This is a genomic window from Ectothiorhodospiraceae bacterium 2226 (assembly GCA_013348725.1).
Classification (GTDB): Bacteria; Pseudomonadota; Gammaproteobacteria.
Map to the genome: position 1 here is coordinate 506,074 of CP054689.1, position 19,953 is coordinate 526,026.

General features: G+C 67.1%; 13 protein-coding genes and 1 tRNA gene. 3 read left to right on the forward strand and 11 right to left on the reverse strand.

Translation table 11 applies throughout. The features are described 5' to 3' along the window. Nucleotides 1–14: 14 nt before the first annotated feature. Genes yajC through queA form a run of 3 tightly spaced genes read right to left on the reverse strand, consistent with a single transcriptional unit; the run spans nucleotide 15 to nucleotide 2,523 of the window. A complete protein-coding gene (gene yajC, locus HUS23_02305) occupies nucleotides 15–347 on the reverse strand; it encodes a preprotein translocase subunit YajC (protein ID QKT02729.1) in 333 nt (110 codons plus the stop codon). Nucleotides 348–380: 33 nt separating this feature from the next. Beyond that, nucleotides 381–1,487, reverse strand: coding sequence for a tRNA guanosine(34) transglycosylase Tgt (gene tgt / locus HUS23_02310; GenBank protein QKT02730.1), 1,107 nt, complete (start codon nucleotides 1,485–1,487; stop codon nucleotides 381–383). After that, a complete protein-coding gene (gene queA / locus HUS23_02315) occupies nucleotides 1,477–2,523 on the reverse strand; it encodes a tRNA preQ1(34) S-adenosylmethionine ribosyltransferase-isomerase QueA (protein QKT02731.1) in 1,047 nt (348 codons plus the stop codon). The genes tgt and queA overlap by 11 nt, the downstream gene beginning before the upstream one ends. Before the next feature lie 79 nt (nucleotides 2,524–2,602). Here queA and HUS23_02320 point away from each other — a divergent pair. Both HUS23_02320 and glgP read left to right on the forward strand, forming a co-directional pair. Then, nucleotides 2,603–2,689: transfer RNA gene (locus HUS23_02320), tRNA-Leu, on the forward strand. A gap of 843 nt (nucleotides 2,690–3,532) precedes the next feature. Then, nucleotides 3,533–6,091 carry an alpha-glucan family phosphorylase gene (gene glgP / locus HUS23_02325; protein QKT02732.1) on the forward strand — a complete coding sequence of 853 codons (2,559 nt, stop codon included), beginning with the start codon at nucleotides 3,533–3,535 and terminating at the stop codon, nucleotides 6,089–6,091. A gap of 135 nt (nucleotides 6,092–6,226) precedes the next feature. Here the strand turns inward: glgP and HUS23_02330 are convergent, their stop codons facing one another. From HUS23_02330 to glgC, 4 genes are all read right to left on the reverse strand, one after another. Continuing rightward, nucleotides 6,227–7,477: a DEAD/DEAH box helicase gene (locus HUS23_02330; GenBank protein QKT02733.1), complete on the reverse strand. Its 1,251-nt coding sequence runs from the start codon at nucleotides 7,475–7,477 to the stop codon at nucleotides 6,227–6,229. Nucleotides 7,478–7,768: 291 nt separating this feature from the next. Beyond that, nucleotides 7,769–9,253 (reverse strand): 4-alpha-glucanotransferase, encoded by a 1,485-nt coding sequence (malQ, locus tag HUS23_02335; protein ID QKT02734.1) that lies wholly within the window; start codon nucleotides 9,251–9,253, stop codon nucleotides 7,769–7,771. Beyond that, the gene (locus HUS23_02340) at nucleotides 9,253–10,944 is read right to left on the reverse strand and encodes a glycoside hydrolase (protein QKT02735.1); all 1,692 of its coding nucleotides are present in this window, start codon (nucleotides 10,942–10,944) and stop codon (nucleotides 9,253–9,255) included. The genes malQ and HUS23_02340 overlap by 1 nt, the downstream gene beginning before the upstream one ends. Beyond that, nucleotides 10,934–12,202 carry a glucose-1-phosphate adenylyltransferase gene (glgC, locus tag HUS23_02345; GenBank protein QKT02736.1) on the reverse strand — a complete coding sequence of 423 codons (1,269 nt, stop codon included), beginning with the start codon at nucleotides 12,200–12,202 and terminating at the stop codon, nucleotides 10,934–10,936. The genes HUS23_02340 and glgC overlap by 11 nt, the downstream gene beginning before the upstream one ends. Nucleotides 12,203–12,503: 301 nt before the next feature. Between glgC and HUS23_02350 the strand changes: the two genes are divergently transcribed. After that, the gene (locus HUS23_02350) at nucleotides 12,504–15,293 is read left to right on the forward strand and encodes a valine--tRNA ligase (GenBank protein QKT02737.1); all 2,790 of its coding nucleotides are present in this window, start codon (nucleotides 12,504–12,506) and stop codon (nucleotides 15,291–15,293) included. A gap of 97 nt (nucleotides 15,294–15,390) precedes the next feature. Here the strand turns inward: HUS23_02350 and HUS23_02355 are convergent, their stop codons facing one another. The 4 genes from HUS23_02355 to HUS23_02370 all read right to left on the reverse strand — a co-directional run bounded on the left by HUS23_02355 (nucleotide 15,391) and on the right by HUS23_02370 (nucleotide 19,948). Next, nucleotides 15,391–16,665 (reverse strand): MFS transporter, encoded by a 1,275-nt coding sequence (locus tag HUS23_02355; protein QKT02738.1) that lies wholly within the window; start codon nucleotides 16,663–16,665, stop codon nucleotides 15,391–15,393. Between the two features lie 175 nt (nucleotides 16,666–16,840). Continuing rightward, nucleotides 16,841–18,424, reverse strand: a complete 1,584-nt coding sequence (locus HUS23_02360; GenBank protein ID QKT02739.1) for a peptide chain release factor 3 — start codon at nucleotides 18,422–18,424, stop codon at nucleotides 16,841–16,843. Between the two features lie 346 nt (nucleotides 18,425–18,770). Continuing rightward, entirely contained in the window at nucleotides 18,771–19,193 is a 423-nt protein-coding gene (gene rimI / locus HUS23_02365; protein ID QKT04933.1) for a ribosomal protein S18-alanine N-acetyltransferase, read from the reverse strand. A 29-nt stretch (nucleotides 19,194–19,222) separates the two neighbouring features. Further along, complete coding sequence (locus HUS23_02370) at nucleotides 19,223–19,948, reverse strand: uracil-DNA glycosylase (GenBank protein QKT02740.1); 726 nt, start codon at nucleotides 19,946–19,948, stop codon at nucleotides 19,223–19,225. Between the last annotated feature and the right edge of the window lie 5 nt (nucleotides 19,949–19,953).

Below are 19,953 nucleotides of genomic sequence, written 5' to 3' on the forward strand. Positions count from 1 at the left end.
GGCTAAGAGGGGCCTCAAAGGGTCTTCATGGTCCCCTTGGGCAGCACCGAGGAGATCATCTGGCGCTGGACCTTGACCTGGATGTTGTCCGCCACCTCGACGACCATGAAGTTCTCGCCGAGTTCGATGATGCGCCCCACCAGCCCGCCGTTGGTCACGATCTCATCGCCCTTGGCCAGCTCGGTCACCATCTTGCGGTGGTCCTTGGCACGCTTGAGCTGCGGGCGGATCAGCAGGAAGTAGAACACCACGAACAGGATGATCAGCGGCAGGAAGGTCGCCAGCATGCCCGGTTGATCGGCGGCCGGCGCGGCCTGCGCCCAAGCATCAGAGATGAAAAAGCTCATAAAGTTTCCCAAGGTTGGCGGTAAAAAGCGGCATTATGACATAGCCTCGGCGTTGCGGGCATGGAAGGCCTGGGCGTATTCCTCCACCCGTCCAGCCGCCACGGCCTCCCGCAGCTCGCGCATAAGCTGCTGATAGTAATGCAGGTTGTGGATGGTGTTAAGCCGTGCGCCGAGAATTTCGCCGCATTTGTCCAAGTGGCGCAGATAGGCGCGGGTGAAATGACGGCAGGTGTAGCAGTCGCATTCCGGGTCGAGCGGGCCGAGGTCGTGCTGGTAGCGGCTGTTGCGGATGCGCACCACGCCGCCGCGCACGAACAAGTGGCCATTGCGTGCGTTGCGCGTGGGCAGCACACAATCGAACATGTCCACGCCGCGCACCACCGCATCCACGATGTCGGCCGGGGTCCCGACGCCCATCAAATACCGCGGCCGCTCGGCGGGCATCGCCGGCGTCAGTTCATCCAACACCCGCAGCATCTCGTCTTTGGGCTCACCCACCGACAAGCCGCCGATGGCGTAGCCGTCGAAGCCGATGGCCTGCAGACCCTCGAGCGAGCGATGGCGCAGTTCGGTGTGCATCCCGCCCTGCACGATGCCGAACAGCGCGTTGGGGTTGTCGCCGTGCGCCTCCTTGCTGCGCGCCGCCCAGCGCAGCGACAGTTCCATGGAGGTGCGCGCCGTGCGCTCATCCGCGGGATACGGGGTGCACTCGTCGAAGATCATCACGATGTCGGAGTTCAGGGCGCGCTGCATGGCCATGGACTCCTCCGGACCGAGGAACACGCGGTCCCCGTTCACCGGCGAGGCGAAGGTCACCCCCTCCTCGCGCACTTTGCGCCGGGTGCCGAGGCTGAACACCTGAAAGCCGCCCGAATCGGTCAGAATCGGCCCGTGCCAACCCATGAAGCCGTGCAGTCCGCCGTGCGCCTCGATTAGCTCCCGGCCGGGGCGCAGCATCAAATGGAAGGTGTTGCCGAGCACGATCTCGGCGCCGTCGGCGCTCACCTCGTCCGGCGTCATGGCCTTGACCGTGCCGTAGGTGCCCACCGGCATGAAGGCCGGCGTCTCCACCGTGCCGTGCGCCAGATGCAGGCGCCCGCGCCGGGCCTGCCCGCTGCGCCCCAGGAGCTCAAAGCGCATCGCGGGCCTCGGGCTGCGGGGTGATGTACATGGCGTCGCCGTAGCTGAAGAAGCGATAACGCTCCTCCACGGCGTGCGCATAGGCCGCCAGCACCGCCTCGCGCCCCGCGAAGGCGCTCACCAGCATCAGCAATGTCGATTCGGGCAAATGAAAATTGGTGACCATGGCGTCCACCACGCGGAACCGATAACCGGGATAGATGAACAGATTCGTCTCGCCGGCGTAAGGGCGCAGCGTGCCGTTCTGCGACGCCGATTCCAGCGCACGCACCGCCGTGGTGCCGACCGCCACCACGCGCCCGCCGCGCGCGCGGGTGCGTGCCACTTGCTCCACCACCTCCGGCGTCACCTCCAGCCACTCGTAGTGCATACGGTGCTCGCGGACATCATCCGCGCGCACCGGCTGGAAGGTGCCCGCGCCGACGTGCAGGGTCACGAAGGTGCGCTCGACACCCCGCGCCGCCAGCTCCGCCAGCAGCGGCTCGTCGAAATGCAGCCCGGCGGTGGGCGCCGCCACGGCGCCGGGCCGGCGCGCATAGACCGTCTGGTAGCGGCTAAGGTCGGCGGCCTCGGCGGCGCGGCCGATGTAGGGCGGCAGCGGCAGCTCGCCATACGCCTCCAACAGCTCGAGCAGCGGCCGCTCACCCGCCAACACCAGCTCGAACAGATCCTCGCGCCGCCCCACCACCTCGGCCCGCAGGTCCTCGCCCAGCCACAGCGTGCTGCCCTCGCGCGGCGACTTGCTGGCGCGTACCAGCGCCAGCGCCCGGCGATCGTCGAGGATGCGCTCGATCAGGACTTCCACCCGCCCGCCGCTGTCCTTGTGTCCGCGCAGCCGCGCCGGCACCACGCGCGTGTCGTTGAACACCAGCAGGTCGCCGGGGGCCAACAGCGTCGGCAGCTCCGCGAAACGCCGGTCCTGCCATTGCCCGGTGGCGCCCGCCAGGCACAGCAGGCGGCTGGCGCCGCGCTCGGCCGGCGGGTGTTGGGCGATGAGCTCGGGGGGGAGATCGAAATGAAAGTCGGTACGCTGCATGGGCCGCGCGATGGTAACAGATCGGCTCGCCGGCTGCTTGGCCGGGCGCCGCCGGACGCGTATACTTCCGCGTTCCCTCGCCGGGGTGGCGGAACTGGTAGACGCGCCTGACTCAAAATCAGGTGGTGGTGACACCGTGGGAGTTCGAGTCTCCCCCTCGGCACCATTTTATATACGGAAGAATCCATCCATGGATTCTTCCTAGTCGCCCCTTGAAAAGCGTGGTTTTCAAGGGGCTCCCATTATCGGCTGGCGCCGATAATGGCGGCACCTCCCTGTGCCGCGGGGGCGCGGCGGAATCCATCCATGGATTCTTCCTAGTCGCCCCTTGAAAAGCGTGGTTTTCAAGGGGCTCCCATTATCGGCTGGCGCCGATAATGGCGGCACCTCCCTGTGCCGCGGGGGCGCGGCGGAATCCATCCATGGATTCTTCCTAGTCGCCCCTTGAAAAGCGTGGTTTTCAAGGGGCTCCCATTATCGGCTGGCGCCGATAATGGCGGCACCTCCCTGTGCCGCGAAGGCGCGTCGGGATCCATCCATGGATTCTTCCTGGTCGGCCCCTGAAAAGCGTGGTTTTCAGGGACCTCCCATTTTCGGCGCTTACCGAAAATGGCGGCACCTCCCTGTGCCGCGGAGGCGCGTCGGGATCCATCCATGGATTCTTCCTGGTCGGCCCCTGAAAAGCGTGGTTTTCAGGCGCCTCCATTTTCGGCGCTGCCGTAGCGGGGCAGTTCCCTGTGTTCGCGCCGTCCGACCAGCGGACCCGGACCCTGTTTGGGAACCGATCCTGAGCCCATTGAGCGGCAATGTCCCGCACCACCTTGGACTGAGCGGCGGGATGGGCGCACAATAGCGATCTTGGCCCGCTTCGGCGATCCGCGGTGCTGGCACCAGTCCCAAATCCAGTAGGCCCGCCTTCTGCTGCTGATGCGGCACGCGTTATCCTTCGCCAATCCGCCGACACCCGACCCGGCACCCGCTCGGGTCCAATAAGGACGAAAACACACCTATGCCCGGTACTCAATTCCCGCTGGAGGTCCAACCGACCCTTCCCGCCCGCCTCGCCCGCCTGAAGGAACTGGCCGACGATCTGTTGTACAGCTGGGAGCGGCAGGTGCGCGGTCTGTTCTACCGCCTCGACCCCCAACTGTGGGAAACCTGCGGGCACAACCCGCGTGTGTTCCTGCGCCGGGTGGCGCAGAGCGTCCTGGACGAGGCGATCAACGACCGCGTGTTCATCCAGGATTACAACCGCGTCCTATCCGCCTACGACATCTACCGCGAGGAGCGGATCCGCTCCGGCGTGGAGGAGATTCTCGATCCGGATCAGGACCTGGTCGCCTACTTCTGCGCGGAGTTCGGCTTCCACGAGAGCTTCCCGATCTACTCGGGCGGCCTCGGCATCCTGGCCGGCGATCACTGCAAAGCCGCCAGCGACCTCGGCGTGCCCTTCGTGGCGGTCGGGATGCTGTACCGCCGCGGCTACTTCAACCAGATCATCGACGAACAGGGCAACCAGGTCGCCCAGTACGCGCAAAACAATGTGGCGGACCTGCCCGTGACGCCCGCGCAAGACCGCAACGGGACCGACGTCTACGTCGAGGTGGAGCTGCCGGGGCGCACCGTGCGTCTGAAGGTCTGGCAGGCGGTGGCGGGCCACATTCGCCTATACCTGCTCGACAGCGATCTGCCCGAAAACAGCGAGGCGGACCGCTCCATCACTTACCAACTCTACGGCGGCGACATTCACACCCGCATGCAGCAGGAGATCGTGCTCGGTATCGGCGGGGTGCGGACGCTGCGTCAACTCGGCCTGCAGCCGACGGTGTGGCACATCAACGAGGGGCATGCCGCCTTCCAGATCCTGGAGCGTTGCCGCGAGTTGATCGACGAAGGGCTCTCCTTCGAGGCCGCATTGGAGGCAGTGGCCAGCGGCACGGTGTTCACCACCCACACGCCGGTGCCGGCCGGGCACGACATCTTCCCGCACGAGATGGTGGACGAGTACCTCTCCCCGCTGGTGCAGCGGCTCGGCATCTCGCGCGAGGCGTTCCTCGAACTCGGTGCGGGACCGGCCAACCCGCACGGCTTCAACCAGACCGCGCTGGCGCTGCGGGGCTCGCGCTTCCATAACGGGGTGAGCCGCATCCATGGCGGCGTGGCCTCGCAGATGGAGGCCTACGTGTGGCCGCAGATCCCCGCCGAGGAGAACCCGATCGGCTACGTCACCAACGGCGTGCACGTGCCGACCTTCCTGGCGCGCGAGTGGGCCAATGTGTTCGACATGCAGTTCGGCGGCGGGTGGCGTACCGAGCTGTGTCACCCGGATTATTGGCAGCGCATCGACGACATTCCCGACCACAGCTTCTGGAGCCTGCGCCAGTCGCTGAAGGCGATGTTACTGGAGGACGTGCGCCGCCGCGCCGTCCGCCAGCACCGGCGCAACGGGCTCTCCGAGTCGCAGACCGAGCGCCTGGTGCAGCACCTGCGCCCGCACGAGACGGAGGTGCTCACCGTGGGCTTCGCGCGCCGCTTCGCCACCTACAAGCGCGCCACGTTGCTGTTCGCCGATCCCGAGCGTCTGGAGCGTCTGCTGAACGACCCGGAGCGACCGGTGATCCTGATCTTCGCCGGCAAGGCCCACCCGCACGACCAGCCGGGCCAGCACCTGATCCGCATCATCCACGACTTCTCGCGCCGGCCGGAGTTCGAGGGCAAGATCATCCTGCTCGAGGGCTACGACCTCGCGCTGAGCCGCAAGCTGGTCTCGGGCGTGGATGTGTGGTTGAACAACCCCGACTACCCGCTGGAGGCCAGCGGCACCAGCGGGCAGAAGGCCGGCATCAACGGGGTACTCAACCTCAGCATCCTGGACGGCTGGTGGGGCGAGGGCTACGACGGCGAAAACGGCTGGGCCATCACCCCGCACGGTCCGCAGTACGACGCCACCTTCCGCAATCGCGAGGAGGCACACGAGCTGATGGACATCCTGGAGAAGCAGGTGGTGCCGCTGTACTACGAGCGCAACGGCCACGGCTACTCCGAGGGCTGGGTGCGCAAGTCCAAGGCCTCCATGCGTTCGCTGATGCCGCGCTTCAGTTCCGAGCGCATGGTGATGGACTACGTGAAGCACTATTACGGCCCCGCGAAGCAGCAGCACGCCGCGCTCATGGCCGACGAGTTTCGCGGCGCACGCGTCCTGTCGGAATGGAAGAAGAAGGTGCGCGCCGCGTGGCCCGGCGTCAGCCTTGGCGGCGAACAGTCACCGCCCAGCGAGATGCGCGCCGGGGAGTCGTTGGTCCTGGAAGTGAACGCGCAACTGAACGGGCTGGAACCCGACGACGTGGTGGTCGAATGCCTGGTGGGCACCTTGGGCGAAGACGGCGAGTTCGTGGAGCACGACAGTCACGCCTTCGACCATCAAATGACGCGACGCGACGGCGCGGCGCTGTTCCGTCTGGACTTGCAGCCGCCGTTGGCGGGGCTGCAGTACTACAAGGTGCGCATGTATCCCTACCACGCCCAGCTCAGCCACCGCTTCGAGACCGGCTGCATGCTGTGGCTGTAGGCGCCGCACGGTAACGACGGAGGCCGCCCCTGGGCGGCCTCTTTCGTTCATAGCGCACGCAACAAAAAGCCGCCCGAAGGCGGCTTTTCATTTCACTGCTCTGACCAATCCACGATGGATCTATTCAGGCCTTTCTTAGCTGAAACGCGGCGTGCGTGCAGCGAAGGGTTTCCCTCCGCCGGCACCTCGCTTGCCCTTGTAACCGCCGGGACGGCCACCTGGACGCGCACCGCCGGGACGGCCCGTCGGCACCGGACGCCGCGGCTCCAGGCCAGGCACGACGGCGTAATCCAGCCGCTTACCCGTGAGCCGCTCGACCTGGCCCAGTCGCCGCCGATCCTCGGGACCGATCAGCGAGATCGCGGTGCCGCTTGCGCCCGCGCGACCAGTGCGGCCGATGCGGTGAATGTAATCCTCGGCCACCATCGGCAGATCGAAGTTGATCACGTGGGTGATGCCGCTGATATCCAGACCGCGCGCGGCCACATCCGTCGCCACCAGCAGGCGCACCTGGCCGCGGCGCATGTTGTCCACCGTGCGGCGACGGTCACGCTGCGACATGTCGCCGTGCAAGGGCGCGCTGGCATGACCGTTCTGGCTTAGAGCCGCCGAGAGGTCTTCGGCGCCACGCTTGGTACCGGTGAAGATCACCGCCTGGGAGAGGTCCGCGTCCTCGATCAGGTGCTTGAGCAACGCCCGCTTGTGCGACACATCGTCCGCCCGGTAAGCGCGCTGATCGATGTTGGTGTGCGGCGTCGCGGAGGCCGCCAGTGCGACCTGCGCGGGATCCTTCAGCAGCATACGCGCGACCGACAGCACCCGCCCTTCCAGCGTGGCCGAGAACAATACGGTCTGGCGCGTGGCCGGCGTGGCGGCGGCAATGTCCTTCACCGCGTCCACGAAGCCCATGTCCAGCATACGGTCGGCTTCGTCCAGCACCAGCATTTCCAGGCGCGAGAAGTCGACACGCCCGCGCGCCATGTGATCCATCAAACGGCCGGGAGTCGCGACCAGCACGTCCAGCGGCTGCGACAGCGCACGCTGCTGCGGCGGGTAAGCCATGCCGCCCACGACGGTGGCGAGTTTGACGCGCGAGAAGCGACCCAACTGGCGGAAGTTCTGCTCCACCTGCATGGCCAGTTCACGCGTCGGGGCGAGCACCAGCACGCGCGGTCCATGGCCGGGGGCGCGAGTTTGCAGGCGCTCCAGAGCCGGCAGCGCGAACGCCGCGGTCTTGCCGGTGCCCGTCTGGGCCGAGGCCATCAGATCACGGCCCGCGAGCAACACAGGAATCGCCTCCCGCTGAATCGCGGTCGGCACGGTAAATCCACAGCTATCGAGCGCGCGCAACAGCGGCTCACTAAGATTCAGGTCATTGAAAGACAAAAGCATACCCCTCGCCCGCCATGCCACTGGACGAGCGCAAACGAATGATTGACAGTAGGCGAACTACGGTGGCTGTAGCGACCGCCCGGTCTCGTGGCGCCTGGGGCGCCCGGTCTTCTAAGACCGCGACACCTGTCGACGCATACGTCGCTAACCGCGAAGCCGGAGGTGGGAAAGGAACCGGAGGAGGGTCAGGAACGCTGGGGGCGGAGTATAACCGCCGCGCGGCCAAAAAGCGAGCAGCAGCCGCAGGTCGGGGCGCGCGTTCCGCAATGCCCCTTCAACACCCAGCTAGTCCCGCGGCGGCAACCGGCCGTAGAGTCCCGCCAGGTGCAACAGGTGGCCGGCCTTGTCCTCGACCCCGTCCTCCCAGCGGAAGCGCCAGCGCCAGTTCCCCTCGGAGGTGCCCGGAGTGTTCATGCGCTGCTCGCTGCCGAGTTCCAGCACGTCCTGCAGCGGCACCACCGCGAGGCGTGCCACCGACGCCGTGACCGCGCGGATCAGGGGCCAGGGCATGGGCTCCTCCGGGCGCCCGAGGTATTCATGGATAGCGGCCTGCTCGTCCTCCCCGAGTTCGGCATACCAGCCCATGGTGGTGTCATTGTCATGCGTGCCGGTGTAGGCCACACAGTTGGGGCGGTAGTTGTGCGGCAGGTAGGGATTCTCCGGGCCGCCGTCGAAGGCGAACTGCAGGATGGTCATCCCCGGCAGCTGAAACTGATCCCGCAGCGCGCGCACCTCGTCGGTAATGAGGCCGAGGTCCTCGGCCACCAGCGGCAGCGGATCAAAGTGCTTGTGCAACTCCTCGAACAAGGCCTCGCCCGGCGCCTTGACCCAGTGGCCGTCGACCGCGGTCTCCGCCTCGCCCGGGATGTCCCAGTAGGCCTCGAAGCCGCGGAAGTGGTCGATACGTACCAGATCGAACTGGCGCAACTGGGTGCGCAGGCGCTCGCGCCACCAGGCAAAACCATCTTGCTCCATGCGATCCCAGCGGTAGTGCGGGTTGCCCCAGCGCTGCCCGGTTTTGGAGAAGTAATCGGGCGGCACCCCCGCCACGCGCGCCGCATTACCCTCGTCGTCCAGCGCGAAGTACTCGCGCTGCGCCCACACGTCGGCGCTGTCGTGCGCGACGAAGATCGGCACGTCGCCGAACACCAGGATGCCGTTGTCGTTCGCATAGCGTTTGACGGCGTCCCATTGGGTGAAAAACACCCATTGTTCGAAGCGGGCCTGCTCCACATCGCGGGCCAGCCGCGCGCGCGCCTCGGCCAGCGCCTGCGGCTCACGGTCGCGCAGCGGCACCGGCCATTGCATCCACCCCTTGGCCTGTTGCTCGAGGCGCACCGCCTGATACAGCGCGTAATCGTCCAGCCAACTCGCCTCCTCGGCACAGAAGCGCTCCATGGCGTGATGCTGCGCCTCGGTGCCGTGGGTGCGAAACGCGCGGTAGGCCTCGCGCAGCAGGCGTTCATGGTGCGCTTGATCGCCGCCGTGGGCGGCCTCGGCCGGCAGCCAACCCGCGGCCACCAGTTCCTCGATGCTGATCAAGCGCGGGTTGCCCGCGTGCACGGACAGGCACTGGTAGGGTGAGCGGTTGTCGTGCGTGGGCCCGAGCGGCAGGATCTGCCACACGCCCTGCCCGGCGCGTACCAGAAAGTCCACGAAGCGCCGCGCATGCGGGCCCAGGTGGCCGTACTCCCAGGCACCCGGCAGCGAGGTCGGATGCAGCAGAATGCCCGCCATGCGGCGGGGCAGTACCTCATTGCGCACCACCATCAGTGGCTCCGCCGCATGGCGCCGCCATGTTCGGGCGCCCCGCCGCCGTGCGAGAGCACGTGCGTGAGGTCCTCCGGCGGTTCGTCACCGATCAATTGATAAAGGTTGGCGAGGTGCAGGCGGAACAGGCGCTCGAAATCGCTCACCGACTCCGCGGCGTTGTAGTCACCGAACCACCAAAACCAATCGGAGCCCTCGCACACGGCGAGCTGACGCTCGGCCGCTGCCAGGCGCTCACCGCTGAGGCGGCCCTGGGCAACCGCCTGGTCGAAGGCCTGCTTGGCCGCGCCGAGCAGATCCCAGCCGCGATTCTTGTCGCTCTCGCCGATCCAGGTCGAGAAGGTGCCGTACACCCAGCTGCCGCTGACCAGCCGGGGCAGCGTGGCCGCCTCGGGCGCGCGCGCCAATAGCTCTGCGTAGGTGGTGAGTTCGAGTTGCGGGTGCTCGGCCAGGCGCCGGTACAGCCCGCGCAGGAAGTGGTAACCGTTTTGCGGATAATGCTCCCAGGCGTTCTCGCCGTCCATGATGATGGACACCACCGGCGCGGCCTCTGCGCTGCATGCGTTCGCCACCTCTTCCAGGTGGTGTACGAGGTTGTTCACGGCATCGTCTCCATGCCAGTCCGAATAGGTGAAGCCGATCAGATCGGACAGGCCATCGTCCCTGAAAAAACAGTGCAGGCCCTCTACGTCCTGGACGCGGTAGGCGCGGTGCGGACACTCGCCGGCGCCGCGCTCCGCCGCCGCCTGCGAGTTGCCAAGCACGGTGCCGCCGCTTGCCGCCCAGCGAAAGCCGTACTCGGCCAACAGCTTCAGTGTAGCCACGCTGACCGCCCCTTCCGAGGGCCAGCAGCCGGCCGGTCGGTGCCCGAACGCGCGCTCGAACACCTGGAGACCGCGCTCGATGTGCCAGCGCGTACGTGCCTCCCCGCCGGGATACTGGGGGAGCAGCGGCCGCGCGAATCCCGGCATGGCGTCCTCGGCGCTGCCGAGATCGAGCAACAGCGGGACAATGGGATGGGCATAGGGCGAGGTGGCGAGTTCGACCTGGCCGCGCTCGGCCAGCCGCCGGTAGCGCGGCAGCAGGTCCTCCAGCAGATCCTTGATCAGCCCCATCAGCAGCCGGCGGTCGTGCAGCGTGTAGGCACGGGCCTTCTTGATCAGCTGCTGGGCGCGCGGCTCGGCCATGCGCACGGTCTCGCCCAGCCAGACCAAGTGGTACCACACCACCAGGTCGGCGAAGTACTCATCGGCGAGATAATCCACGCTGTGCGGGTGATCGAGCGCGAAGCGGCCCAGTTCGGCCAGCTCCGCCAAGGGCGTAAACGGCTGGATCATGCGCGCCTCATTGGCGCGCAGGCAGGTGCGGATCAGTCCTAGGCGCGCCTCGCGCCCCGTGGGCAGCGCCGCGGCGTCCAGTGCCGCCAGCAAGGGATCGCGCACCGCGCCTTCGCCCGCCAGGTGGGCGCGCACCTGCGCGGCGTAGTCCTCGATCTGCTCAATCAGGATGGGGGCGAAGTTCACCACCGCGCGCGCCTCGGGCTGTTGCTCCAGCAGCGCGGCCATGTCGACGTAGTCCTTGATGGCGTGCAGGTAGGTCCACGGCTGGAGATACTCCCCGCTGACCAGGTCTTTGTACTGCGGCTGGTGCATGTGCCAACACAACACCACCGGCAAGCGTTTAGCGGGCATGGTGCAGTTCCTGGCCCAGCATCTCCGGCACCACCAGCACCACGCCGTTCTCGGACACGTGATAACGCTCGGCGTCGGCCGCCCGGTCCTCGCCGATGACCGTGCCGTCGGGGATCTTGCAGCCCTTGTCCACCACAACCTTGTGCAGTCGACAGCCCCGCCCGATGACCACATCCGGCAGGATGACCGAGTCGGTCACCTGCGAGCCCTCGTCCACGAACACGTTGGAGAACAGCAGCGAGTGACGCAGCACGGCCCCGGAGATGATGCAGCCGCCCGAGACCAGCGAGTCGGTGGCCATGCCGCGGCGCCCCTCTTCGTTGAACACGAACTTGGCCGGCGGCAGCTGCGCCTGATAGGTCCAGATGGGCCAGCTCTGGTCGTACATGTTGAGCTCGGGGGTGATGCCCACGAGTTCCATGTTCGCGTCCCAATAAGCGTCCACCGTGCCGACGTCGCGCCAGTAGCCCTGTCCGCCGGTGATCGGGTCGCGGAAGGGATAGGCCATCACGCGGTAGCGGTCGATGGCGTGCACGATGATGTCCTTGGCGAAGTCGTGCGAAGAACCGGGCGCGTCGTGGTCACGGATCAGCTGCTCGAACAGGAACTGGGTGCTGAACACGTAGATGCCCATGGAGGCGAGCGTGACGCCCTCGCGACCGGGGATGGACTCGGGCTCTTGGGGCTTCTCTTGAAAGCCCCGCACGCGCATGTCGGGGTCCACCTGCATCACGCCGAAGGCGCCGCGCGCCTCGTCCACCGGCACCTCGATGCAGCCCACGGTGAGGTCCGCGTGGTGTTCGACGTGGTAGGCCAGCATGGGGCCGTAGTCCATCTTGTAGACGTGGTCGCCGGCCAGGATGAGCACGAACTCGGGGTTGTGGGTGCGAATGATGTCGAGGTTCTGGTACACCGCGTCGGCGGTACCGGCATACCAACCGGTATTCAGGCGCTGCTGCGCGGGCAGCAGCTCGATGAACTCACCGAGTTCGGCACGCAGGAAGTTCCAGCCCTGCTGCACGTGGCGGATGAGCGAGTGCGCCTTGTACTGGGTGAGGATGCCGATGCGACGGATGCCGGAGTTGAGGCAATTGGAGAGCGGAAAGTCGATGATGCGGAATTTGCCGCCGAAGGGGACGGCAGGCTTGGAGCGCCACTGGGTCAGCTGTCTGAGGCGGGTCCCGCTGCCGCCTGCCAGGACAAGACCCAGGGTGTCACGGGTCAGGCGGCTTACAAAACGCGAACTTCTATCCGGCATTATCTCCCTTCCTGTCTCAGTAGTGCGCACTGCGCGTGCGGCACGGTCCGTTGTCGTTGTTCCCGGTGCACGACCGGCTGCCGCGGCGGCGGCACACGCACGCCCCGCGGCCGCTCGGCGGCACGCGGGGACGGGGGCGGGATCTCGGCCCGGCGCGGGATGCCGGACCAGGATATTGCAAGCCTAAGGTTTAGACCATGCCCCGGCGGCTTGTCATCGACCCGCGTGCCGGATGCGCCCGCCCGACCCCGGGTTATAATGCCGCCTTTGCCCGACCCACCAACCGCCCGCAGGACTGTACATGGACAAGACTTACGACCCCGCCGCCATCGAGCCGCGCTGGTATGCGCGCTGGGAAGAGGCCGGCTACTTCCGGCCGCGGGAGGACCAGGGGGATGCGGGGAAGGACGGCGCGGGCGCGCCCTACTGCATCATGATCCCGCCGCCCAACGTGACCGGCAGCCTGCACATGGGCCACGCCTTCCAGGACACCCTGATGGACGCCCTCACCCGCTACCAGCGCATGCGCGGCGCGCGCACGCTGTGGCAGCCGGGCACCGACCACGCGGGCATCGCCACGCAGATGGTGGTGGAGCGGCGCCTGAACGCGCAGGGCAAGACCCGCCATGACCTCGGGCGCGAGGCCTTCGTCGAGGAGGTGTGGCGCTGGAAGGAGGAATCCGGCGGCACCATTACCCGCCAGCTGCGCCGCATGGGCGCCTCCTGCGACTGGTCGCGCGAGCGCTTCACCATGGACGAGGGGCTCTCGGCGGCGGTGCGCGAGGTGTTCGTGCGCCTGTACGAGGAAGGGCTGATCTACCGCGGCCAGCGCCTGGTGAACTGGGACCCCGTGCTGCACACGGCGGTCTCGGACCTCGAGGTGGTCTCCGCCGAGGAGGACGGCAGCCTGTGGCATATGCGCTACCCGCTGGCCGACGGCAGCGGGCATCTGGTGGTGGCGACCACGCGCCCCGAGACCATGCTGGGCGACACCGCCGTCGCCGTGCACCCCGAGGACGAGCGCTACCGGCACCTGGTGGGCAAGGCGGTCACCCTGCCGCTCACCGGGCGCAGCATTCCGATCATCGCCGACGACTACGTCGACCCCGAATTCGGCACCGGCTGCGTGAAGATCACCCCGGCGCACGACTTCAACGACTATGCCATGGGCCAGCGCCACGACCTGCCCATGATCAGCATCCTCACGCCCGATGCCTGCATCAACGACAACGCGCCAGCGGCCTACCGGGGCCTGGATCGCTTCGAGGCGCGCAAGCGCATCGTGGCGGACCTGGAGGCGCAGGACCTCCTGGAGCGGATCGAGCCGCACAAGCTCATGGTGCCGCGCGGCGACCGCTCCCACACCGTGGTCGAGCCCTACCTCACCGACCAGTGGTTCGTGAAGGTCGGGCCGCTGGCCGAGCCGGCCATCCGCGCGGTGGAGGACGGGCGCGTGCGCTTCGTGCCCGATAACTGGAAGAACACCTACTTCGAGTGGATGCGTAACATCCAGGACTGGTGCATCTCGCGCCAGATATGGTGGGGCCACCGCATCCCCGCCTGGTACGACGAGGCCGGTACCATCTACGTCGGGCGCGACGAGGCCGAGGTGCGCGCCAAGCACGGCTTAGCCGAGGATTACCCCCTGCGCCAGGACGAGGACGTGCTGGACACCTGGTTCTCCTCCGCGCTGTGGCCCTTCTCCACGCTGGGCTGGCCGCAGCAGACCCCGGAACTCAAGACCTTCTACCCCACCAGCGTGTTGGTCACGGGCTTTGACATCATCTTCTTCTGGGTGGCCCGCATGATCATGATGGGCCTGAAGTTCATGGACGACGTGCCGTTCCACGAGGTCTACATCCACGGCCTGGTGCGCGACGCCCACGGCCAGAAGATGTCCAAGTCCAAGGGCAATGTGCTCGACCCGCTGGACCTCATCGACGGCATCGAGCTCGACGCGCTGGTGCAAAAGCGCACCACCGGCCTCATGCAGCCCGAGATGGCCAAGCGCATCGAGCAGGCCACGCGCAAGGAGTTCCCCGACGGCATCCCCGCCTTCGGCACCGACGCGCTGCGCTTCACCTTCGCCGCGCTCGCCTCCACCGGGCGCGACATCAAGTTCGACCTGGGGCGCATCGAGGGCTACCGCAACTTCTGCAACAAGCTGTGGAATGCGGCACGCTATGTGTTGATGAACACGGAAGGCGAGGACTGCGGCGCCGCGGGCGGGGCACTCGAACTCTCGCAGGCCGACCGCTGGATCCTCGCGCGCCTCGCGCACACCACTGCGGCGGTGCACACGGCGGTCGGCCAGTACCGCCTGGACCTCGCCGCGCAGGCCATCTACGAGTTCACCTGGAACGAGTACTGCGACTGGTACCTGGAGTTGTCCAAGCCCGTGCTGCAGACCGACGGGAGCAGCGAGGCCGCGCGGCGCGGCACGCGGCACACCCTGGTGCACGTGCTGGAGACGGTGCTGCGCCTCGCGCACCCCTTGATGCCCTATATCACCGAGGAGATCTGGCAGCGCGTCGCCCCGCTCGCGGGCAAGACCGGCGACACGATCATGCTGCAGCCCTACCCCGAGGCCGAGGCGATTGAAGGCGACGACGAGGCCGTGGCCGAGATGCAATGGCTGATGAGCTTCATTCTCGGCGTGCGGCGCATCCGCGGCGAGATGAACATCGCGCCCGGCAAGCCCCTGCCCGTCATGCTGCAAGACGGCGGCGCGCGGGACCGCGACTACGCCGCGCGCAACCGCGTCTACATCGACAGCCTGGCGCGCACCGAGAGCGTCACTTGGCTGGACGGCCAGACCGCGCCCGAGGCGGCCACCGCGCTGGTGGGCGAGCTCAAGATCCTCATCCCGCTCGCGGGGCTGATCGACAAGGACGCCGAACTCGCGCGCCTGCAGAAGGAGGCCGACAAGCTGCGCAAGGACCTGGAGCGCAGCGAGGCCAAGCTCGCCAACCCGAGCTTCGTCGACCGCGCGCCCGCCGACGTGGTGGACAAGGAGCGCGGCCGCGTGGCCGAGATGCGCGCGGCGCTGGAGACGCTCGAAGCGCAACGCGCACGCATCGCCGGGCTTTAACCGTAGGGCGCATTAAGCGCAGCGCAATGCGCCGGCCAAGGTGGCAAACCGGGACGCCCTCGGCGCAATGCGCTGCGCTTATTGCGCCCTACAATCCCTACACCCGCTCCAGCTCCCGCGCCATGCGCCGCCCCTCTTCCTCGTCCACGAACCACAACAACGTGCCCCCCGCCACGAAAAGCACCAGCACCGCCAGGATGGCGTAGCGCGGATCCCCGAGCAGCAGCGCCAGCGCGCCCATCGAGATCGGCCCCAGCACGGCAGCAAACTTGGTCATCATGTTGTAGAAGCCGAAGAACTCCGCCGCCTTGTCCTTGGGAATGAGGCGCGCGTAGTAGGAGCGGCTGAGCGACTGGATGCCGCCCTGCACGAGCCCGATGGCGACTGCCAGCACGAAGAACTCGGCCGTGCGCTCCATGAACACCGCGTAGATGGTCACGCCGATGTACACCACCAGCGCAATGTAGATGCCGAGCTTGGGTCCCCAACGCTGGCCGATGTAGCCGAAGGCGAGCGCGGCGGGAAAGGCCACGAACTGCGTGAGCAGCAGCGCGAGAATCAGGCTGTTGACGTCGAAGCCGCGTGCCATGCCGTAGTCCACCGCCATGCGCACGATGGTGTCCACACCGTCGATGTACAGCCAATATGCCACCAGAAACAGAAACACCACCTTCAGGCGGCGGATCTCGCGAAAGGTTGCGACCAGCTGGCGCAGCCCCTCGCGCACCGCGCGCCCGCCGCGCGCGCCGCCCGCTCGCGGCTCAGGCACCAGCCACAACACGGGAATGGCGAACACCGCCCACCACACCGCCACCGTAACGAACGCCACCTGCACCGCGTGCGCGCTATCCCGCAGACCGAAGGTCTCGGGCGAGAGCGTCATCCACACGTTGACCGCGAACAGCAGCCCGCCGCCGAGATAACCGAGCGCATAGCCCAGCGCCGAGACCTTGTCGATACGCGACTCGTCGGCCACCGCAACCAGCAAGGAATCATAGAAAATGATGCCGCCCGAGAAACCGATGGTGGCGAGCACATACAGCGCGACCGCCATCTGCCAGTGGCCGGCCTGCACGAAGTACAGCCCGCCGGTCATGACCACGCCGAGCAAGGTGAAGAACAACAGGAAGCGCTTCTTCGCGCTGCCGCGGTCGGCGATGGCGCCGAGCACCGGCGCGAGCGCCACGATGATCACGCTGGCCAGGGAGTTGGCGACGCCCAAATGAAAAGTGGGCAGCGCCGGATCGACCTCGCCGCTCCAATACTGGCGGAAGAAGATGGGGAAGAAACCCGCCATCACCGTCGTGGCAAAGGCCGAGTTGCCCCAATCGTAAAGCGCCCAGGCGAAGATCTGCTTTCTGTCGTTTTGCATCGGAACACTCATTCGCGGGCGGCACGGTGCAACACGCAACGACACCAGGGCACCCGTGCACCGTCGGCGCAATGCGCGACCGCTTATTGCGCCCTACGCCTCGCCCGCCCGCAGCGGCAATGAACGCAAGGTAGGGCGCATCAAGCGCAGCGCACCGGCAGCGTTGACCAGACTGCTAATGCTCCCGCGTGGCGACGAACTCGAGATCCGGCCAACGCTCGATAGTGAGATCGAGGTTGACCCGCGTCGGCGCCAGGTACGCGAGCTGGCCCGCTGCGTCGAGCGCGAGGTTGTCCTCGGCCTTGCGCTTGAACTCCTCGAGCTTCTTGCCGTCGTCGCCGTACACCCAGCGCGCGAGGCGCACGTTCACCGGCTCGAACAAGCAGTCCACGCCGTACTCGGCCTTCAGCCGGTGCGCGACCACGTCGAACTGGAGCACGCCCACTGCGCCGAGAATGAGATCGTTGTTGTTGAGCGGGCGAAACAGCTGTGTGGCGCCCTCTTCCGATAGCTGCTCCAGACCCTTCTGCAGCGCCTTCACGCGCAACGGGTCGCGCAGGCGGGCGCGGCGAAACAGCTCCGGCGCGAAGTTCGGAATGCCGACGAACTTCAGGTCCTCGCCCTGGGTGAAGGTGTCGCCGATCTGGATGGTGCCGTGGTTGTGCAGGCCGAGGATATCGCCCGGCCAGGCCTCTTCGGCCTGTTCGCGGTCGCGCGCCATGAAGGTAATCGCGTTGGCGATCTGCACGTCTCGCCCGATGCGCACGTGGCGGAGTTTCATACCCTTGCTGTACTGACCGGAGCACACGCGCAGAAACGCGACACGATCGCGATGCGCGGGGTCCATGTTCGCCTGGATCTTGAACACGAAGCCGGTGAACTTCTCCTCCTCGGCGGCCACCTCGCGCGTCTGGGTGGCGCGCGGGCGCGGCGGCGGCGCGAAGCTGGCGAACGCATCCAGCAGCTCCTTCACGCCGAAATTGTTGATGGCCGAGCCGAAGAACACCGGTGTCAGGCGCCCCTCGGCGAAGGCCTGCTGATCGTAGGCGTGGCTTGCCCCGCGCACCAGCTCGATCTCGCCGCGCAGCTCCTCGGCCACGCTCGCACCGAACAACTCGTCCAGGCGCGGGTTGTCGAGCCCCTGGATGACCTCGCCGCTCTGCACCTTGCCACCGTGGGTGGCGCTGAACAGATGCACGCTGTCGGTGTGCAGGTTGAACACCCCCTTGAAGGCCTTGCCCATGCCGATCGGCCAGGTGACGGGGGCGCACTGGATCTTGAGGATGTCCTCCACTTCGTCCAGCAGGTCGATGGGCTCGCGGCCGTCGCGGTCGAGCTTGTTGATGAAGGTGACGATGGGCGTGTCGCGCAGACGGCAGACCTCCATCAGCTTGATGGTGCGCTCCTCCACGCCTTTTGCGCTGTCGATCACCATCAGCGCCGAGTCGACCGCGGTGAGCGTGCGGTAGGTGTCCTCGGAGAAGTCTTCGTGGCCCGGCGTGTCCAGCAGATTGATGATGTGCTCGCCGTAGGGGAACTGCATCACCGAGGAGGTCACCGAGATACCGCGCTGCTGCTCGAGCTCCATCCAGTCGGAGGTGGCGTGGCGCGCCGCCTTACGGCCCTTCACGGTGCCGGCAAGCTGGATCGCGCCGCCGAACAACAGCAGTTTTTCGGTGAGCGTGGTCTTACCGGCGTCCGGGTGGGAGATGATGGCAAAGGTGCGCCGCCGTGCGGCCTCTTGCGCGATGCGCGACATAGCGATGATCCGTACTCAAGGGGATGGAAAAACGCATCACTATACGATGCGCGCGCCATCCATGGGAACCGGCCAAGGAAGCGCCGATCCCAGAACGCTCCAGACTTCCCGCGGCACAGGGATGTGCCGCCGTGAGCAACGGCGCAAGCCGTTGCTCACGAAGCAGGGCGAAAACCACGCTTTTCGCCCTGCGTGGTCTGAGCCATCCAGGACGGATGGATTCAGACCTGCCAAACGGGCGCCGCCGTGAGCAACGGCGCAAGCCGTTGCTCACGAAGCAGGGCGAAAACCACGCTTTTCGCCCTGCGTGGTCTGAGCCATCCAGGACGGATGGATTCAGACCTTCTTACAGCGGCTTGGACAGGACCAAGGCGTCCTCGCGCCCGCGCTGGGCCGGATAATAGGCCGGCCGGCGACCGATCTCTTTGAAGCCCAACCCGCGATAGAGCTCCACGGCCGAGCGATTCGACTTGCGCACTTCCAAAAAAGTCACCTGCGCCCGACTGCCGCGCGCCCGCGCCAACAAATGCTCGAGCAGGCGCCGACCGATGCCCTGGCGCTGGTGCTGCGGGTCGACGCAGAGATTGAGGATGTGCGCTTCCCCCGCGGCCACCGACATAATGCCGTAGCCGACCGGCCATCCCTCGCGCACGTACACCCAGCAGTCGTAGCCCACCTGCAGACAGTCGCGGAAGATGCCGACCGTCCAGGGGTAGGCATACGCGCTGCACTCGATGTCCATGACGGCATCGAGGTCGCGCAGCTCCATGCGGCGTAGGGCCTCGCCGGGTTCGGCGCTCAACGCGCGGCCTCGCTGCGTGCCAGCAACAGGTCCTGCCAGGCCTTGGCCTTGTCCTGCGGCGCACGCAGCAGGTAGGCAGGATGGTAGGTGACGACCAGCGGGGACCCGTCCGCATAGCGATGCGCACGCCCGCGCAACCGCGCGAGCGGAGCGTCGGACTTCAAGAGGTTCTGGGCGGCGACCCGACCCACCACCAACAAGATGCGGGGACGCACCAAGGCGATCTGGGCATGCAGGTGCGCCTCGCAGGCGGCGGCCTCCTCGGCCGTGGGGTCGCGGTTGTTGGGCGGGCGGCACTTGAGCACATTGGCGATATACACCTGCTCGCGCGCTAGGCCCAAGGCGCGCAGCATGGCGCTCAGCAGTTGCCCGGCGCGCCCCACGAAGGGCGCCCCCTGGCGGTCCTCCTCGGCACCCGGCGCCTCGCCGACGATCATCCACTCGGCGCGCCGGTCACCCACGCCGAATACCGGCTGGGTCCGGGTGGCATGCAGGCCACAGGCGGTGCAAGAGGCCACCGCCCGCTCCAGCTCCGGCCAATCCAGATCCGCGCGCGGGGCGGCCTCAAGGTCCGGCGGTGCAGATAGGTCAGAGGCGGCGGGGGTTTCAGGATGCACGGACTCATCGCGCGTGCGTGCCGCCGGCTCGGCGGGCTCGGAGGCCCGCCGCCGCCAGGGCGTGATGCCCATCAGCTCCAGATACTGGCGGCGGCGCGCGTCCATCACGC

Bases quoted from the DNA above. Each gene is read 5' to 3' on its own strand.
- yajC (QKT02729.1), bottom strand. From the start codon at position 347: ATGAGCTTTTTCATCTCTGATGCTTGGGCGCAGGCCGCGCCGGCCGCC.
- tgt (QKT02730.1), bottom strand. From the start codon at position 1,487: ATGCGCTTTGAGCTCCTGGGGCGCAGCGGGCAGGCCCGGCGCGGGCGC.
- queA (QKT02731.1), bottom strand. From the start codon at position 2,523: ATGCAGCGTACCGACTTTCATTTCGATCTCCCCCCCGAGCTCATCGCC.
- glgP (QKT02732.1), top strand. From the start codon at position 3,533: ATGCCCGGTACTCAATTCCCGCTGGAGGTCCAACCGACCCTTCCCGCC.
- malQ (QKT02734.1), bottom strand. From the start codon at position 9,253: ATGGTGGTGCGCAATGAGGTACTGCCCCGCCGCATGGCGGGCATTCTG.
- HUS23_02340 (QKT02735.1), bottom strand. From the start codon at position 10,944: ATGCCCGCTAAACGCTTGCCGGTGGTGTTGTGTTGGCACATGCACCAG.
- glgC (QKT02736.1), bottom strand. From the start codon at position 12,202: ATGCCGGATAGAAGTTCGCGTTTTGTAAGCCGCCTGACCCGTGACACC.
- HUS23_02350 (QKT02737.1), top strand. From the start codon at position 12,504: ATGGACAAGACTTACGACCCCGCCGCCATCGAGCCGCGCTGGTATGCG.
- HUS23_02355 (QKT02738.1), bottom strand. From the start codon at position 16,665: ATGCAAAACGACAGAAAGCAGATCTTCGCCTGGGCGCTTTACGATTGG.
- HUS23_02360 (QKT02739.1), bottom strand. From the start codon at position 18,424: ATGTCGCGCATCGCGCAAGAGGCCGCACGGCGGCGCACCTTTGCCATC.
- rimI (QKT04933.1), bottom strand. From the start codon at position 19,193: ATGGAGCTGCGCGACCTCGATGCCGTCATGGACATCGAGTGCAGCGCG.
- HUS23_02370 (QKT02740.1), bottom strand. From the start codon at position 19,948: ATGGACGCGCGCCGCCGCCAGTATCTGGAGCTGATGGGCATCACGCCC.